4 protein-coding genes are annotated in these 3,655 nt (G+C 41.4%); 1 reads left to right on the top strand and 3 read right to left on the bottom strand.

The features are described 5' to 3' along the window. Both ACEW8S_RS08790 and ACEW8S_RS08785 read right to left on the bottom strand, forming a co-directional pair. On the bottom strand, positions 1–1,097 hold a 1,097-nt coding region (locus ACEW8S_RS08790), incomplete at its 3' end, for a TIGR03364 family FAD-dependent oxidoreductase (RefSeq protein ID WP_373517784.1). Further along, entirely contained in the window at positions 1,081–2,391 is a 1,311-nt protein-coding gene (locus ACEW8S_RS08785) for a DUF5690 family protein (protein ID WP_373517783.1), read from the bottom strand. The genes ACEW8S_RS08790 and ACEW8S_RS08785, both read right to left, overlap by 17 nt. A 233-nt stretch (positions 2,392–2,624) precedes the next feature. Between ACEW8S_RS08785 and ACEW8S_RS08780 the strand changes: the two genes are divergently transcribed. Beyond that, on the top strand, positions 2,625–2,888 hold the full coding sequence (locus ACEW8S_RS08780) for a hypothetical protein (RefSeq protein WP_373517782.1): 264 nt from the start codon (positions 2,625–2,627) through the stop codon (positions 2,886–2,888). A gap of 290 nt (positions 2,889–3,178) precedes the next feature. Here ACEW8S_RS08780 and ACEW8S_RS08775 read toward each other — a convergent pair whose 3' ends face one another. Next, positions 3,179–3,349: a DUF6747 family protein gene (locus tag ACEW8S_RS08775; protein WP_373517781.1), complete on the bottom strand. Its 171-nt coding sequence runs from the start codon at positions 3,347–3,349 to the stop codon at positions 3,179–3,181. Positions 3,350–3,655: the final 306 nt, after the last annotated feature.

Genomic DNA, 3,655 nt, shown 5'->3' with positions numbered 1-3,655 from the left:
CCCTTACCCCCGATCCCGGTCACGATATGAACGTCCTCGTCGATGGTTTTTTGGTAGATATCGGCCGTTTTGCACTGCGAATATAGCCCATACCAGCGGTTTTGGATTTCATAGGTCGGAAGATCAATGATTTTCTTGGCTTCCTGTATGATAAAGTTGTCAATATCCATATTCAAATCCATTCCAAGTTCATCGATTCGGCTTGCCGGTGCGTATTCATGCGAATCGCCAAGAATCATCGAACCGTCCGTCGCTTGCTTGAAAAGGATATGTACGCCCCATTTTTTTTCCAAGGAATCGGCGTTCTCTTTTGCCTTTATGGCGGCAAAAGAAGGGCATTCGGCAAAAGCTTCGTACCGACGGATGGATAGCCCGGTCAATATAGAGCCCGGCAACCTATAATTAGGTTGCACCTTTGTCTGCATCATCTGTAGTTTTGAAACGACCAAGTCGCTGTCGTTGAACAGTTTCGGATAAAGGATCTTGAAATCATTTCCGCTGCAGATAATGACCTTTGGGGCCGATAACATGCGATTTTGTGCCGTGTACAACTGCACCCCGTTTCGCAACACATCACATTCTAGAATGGTTTCCTCCATATATATGTGCAGCCCCGATTGCCCTAAATATTTGTGCAATCGATTAATCATTACCCTTGGTTCTACCATAACCTCTTCGTGGAAAAAAAGGCCTGCTTTTACGTAATCACTACGCAAATTTGGATATTTCCGTAAGCATTGTTCTTTGGTTAATAGTTCTGAGGGATATGCATTGGAAATGTTGATAGCGCGTAATTCTTCCAACAACTGTACTTCCTCGTCATTGGATGCCAAATAAATACTCCCTTCCTGCCGCACCGAAATATCGAATTTAGACTGTATTTTTTTATAGATACGTAAGCTTTCACGCCCATAGGCCTGCCATTTGGCATCCATTCCCGAAGGTACTACTTGGCCGAAGTTGCGAACGGTCGCGCCCTGGGGTTTTGCATCTTTTTCCACTAGGGCCACTTTTAAACCGTTGTTGATGGCATGATAAGCATGGAAAGTGCCGAGCACCCCGCCCCCCACAACGATCAGATCATATTGGTTGTTCATAGGTCTGCGATATGTAATTGGTTTCGGGCACAGACTGTGCCTTCCTATATTTTCTCTTAAAATACCATAGCGACAGCACCGATATCACAACACCGATGACGGATATAATGTAGGTGCCGTTCATAAAGAACTGCAACCACGAAATCGTGTTATGACCAAAATTCTTGTAGAGCAGTACCGCCATGCTTCCCAAATAGCCAAAGGCATCGGCGATGTAAATAAGATATCCGGCATTGCCCTTTATACGGAACGTAGCGATCATCCTATCAAAAAAAATACAGTTGAAAGGAACATAGCAAATATAAAGCCCCAAACCGACCAATATCATCCAAAGGGCAGGATCAATTATCGAGTTTTGAAACAACAGGGTGCTGACACCTACCGAGAAGGCACCTAAAATCAGCAGATAGTGATACGAAAGAAAGGCGCGATAGTTATTTTTGATGAACGCGAACATTCCAATGGACAAAAGTACGACGATGGCCACGGGGATTTCGGAAAGGGTATAAATGGCCACATCGCCTTTATATCCGACGGCGTCCCAAATTTCACGGGAAAAATTATCGCGAAAGTCACGCATGGCGGTCAGGCAAACGTAAAAAAACACAAGAATAAGGATGGGGAAAAAGAAACTGGCCAAGACCTTTTTACGGTCTTTTTGGCTCATGGGCAGCCTCTCTTTCCGTAAGAATTTATCTTCTTCGGTCGGTGGCGGCATGCGGTCAAGCATCATGGCAAAACCAATAAAAGGTAACAAAAAGAAGGCTCCGGTTACGGCCGGCATCCAGAATTCGGTAACGTTGAAATAGGTCATCACCAGAAGTCCGGCCGATTTTACCACTCCGCTGGATACAATAAAACTAGAGCAAAGTATGACCCCAAGAATCTCGGTAAACTTTCTTCCTTCCACGTAAGAGAAAACAACGCCCCATATCATCCCTAAAGAAAGTCCGTTCAAAAACATAAAAAATAAATTGTAGGGCGAAGGTATCCAAGCGAACAGGATAAGGCTTAATTCGGCAAAGGCAATCATGGCCAAAAGATATTTTAAGCGGTTTTCGGCCTTTAGTTCGGAAATCAGTTTTATCCCGATAAATTTGGAAAGCATATACCCGATGACCTGGGCGATGATCAAGACAATCTTATAATCGATACCGATAAAGTCAAGGTTTTCATAGGTAGCCACGGTAAAAGGCTTCCGAAACGCATACATACAGAAATACGTGCCGAACGATGCCAAGGCGCCATGGGTCAAAAACCGCATGTTTTTCGAATCGATTCTCAAGGACTGCATAAATTAGTTTACAAATAGTAAATATTAATGTACAATATTCGATATTTAATTACTATGTGTAAAGGTTTTAACGTTAAGAAATGCTTACGACCTAATCATTTTATTGTGAATTTAACGAGATCCGTCCGCCCAAAAAACTCAGTTGAACGAAAACCAAGGCAAGCAGCTCAAGGATTAGGCAAATGCACTATTACAGCTTAAATTTAGTGTTTTGTAAATTCTAGGTGGTGGTTTTGAAAATAAATTCTTTAAAAAACATCCTGTATATCGGAAGTATAGTCGTTGTAGCCTGTTTCAAAACGGCCGCCCAAGACGCCGTGCCCGATTACAGCTTTCATCCCATAAAAGAAAGTAGTTCGCAACGCGCGGTATCGAGCATTGTTCAAGATAGTGCCGGCCTTATCTGGACGGGTACAAACGGAGTCGGACTGAGCCGGTTCATCGGTATCGCGTTTGCCGCCATTTACAATAATAAATATGGTTTTGGAAGTGATTAATCAAGTTTTACAAACTGAAAAACTAATGCCGGAAAGCCTCAAAAAGCCTTAAATCGATACTTTATTTTAACCTAAAAATTCCTAAGTTTGAAACCCACGTAGAATATGGATAATAATTGAGGGTCAGGTTTTTTCAAACTCTGACCCCATCCAATTTTTTCTTTTGCCGTACGGGTCTATCAACCAAAACAAATAAACAGGGAAAATGTAATTATTAATGAAATGACAAACATTGCTAGAATAATGACGAATCCTCTTTTTCTATTCAAAACTCCTGCCATTTGCTAAAATCAAGCAAACGCAAAACCGGTAGACAGCCTTAATATAAAAGCGTAAATGACAATGGCGAGCATTGCAAGCGTAAACCAAGTAAACACCTTAAAATAATTCCGGACGATATAATTTCCGATATTCTTGAAACCCTCTAAATAAATATTCTTAATAAGTAGAACTGTTTTCATAAAAGTCTTTTATAATTCGGGACAAAGATTAGAATGAATTGAAGAACCTTTTTTTGTTTTCGATAGAAGGATAGGGTTTATCGATAGAAAGCATTGGTAATGCATTTGACCCGAACTAATGGGAGATAATCTAGAGGTTGGAAACCCAGCTACTCTGTGTGCCGATACATATTATCGATGACCCGATTTATTGGTCTAAAAAGTGTTTTGAAATCCCAACATTGAAAATCAAAAAGAGAGCAGCCAATCGGAAACCCTCTTTTTTGTTCGAATGATTGTCGGTTACTGGCAAAAAACAAGAAGCAA

Source organism: Pricia sp., from assembly GCF_041745955.1.
Lineage (GTDB): Bacteria > Bacteroidota > Bacteroidia > Flavobacteriales > Flavobacteriaceae > Pricia.
This window is presented reverse-complemented; position numbering and strand designations above follow the sequence as displayed.

What these genes read in the sequence shown, in the direction of transcription:
- ACEW8S_RS08785 (WP_373517783.1), bottom strand. Translation starts at nt 2,391, where the DNA reads ATGCAGTCCTTGAGAATCGATTCGAAAAACATGCGGTTTTTGACCCAT.
- ACEW8S_RS08775 (WP_373517781.1), bottom strand. Translation starts at nt 3,349, where the DNA reads ATGAAAACAGTTCTACTTATTAAGAATATTTATTTAGAGGGTTTCAAG.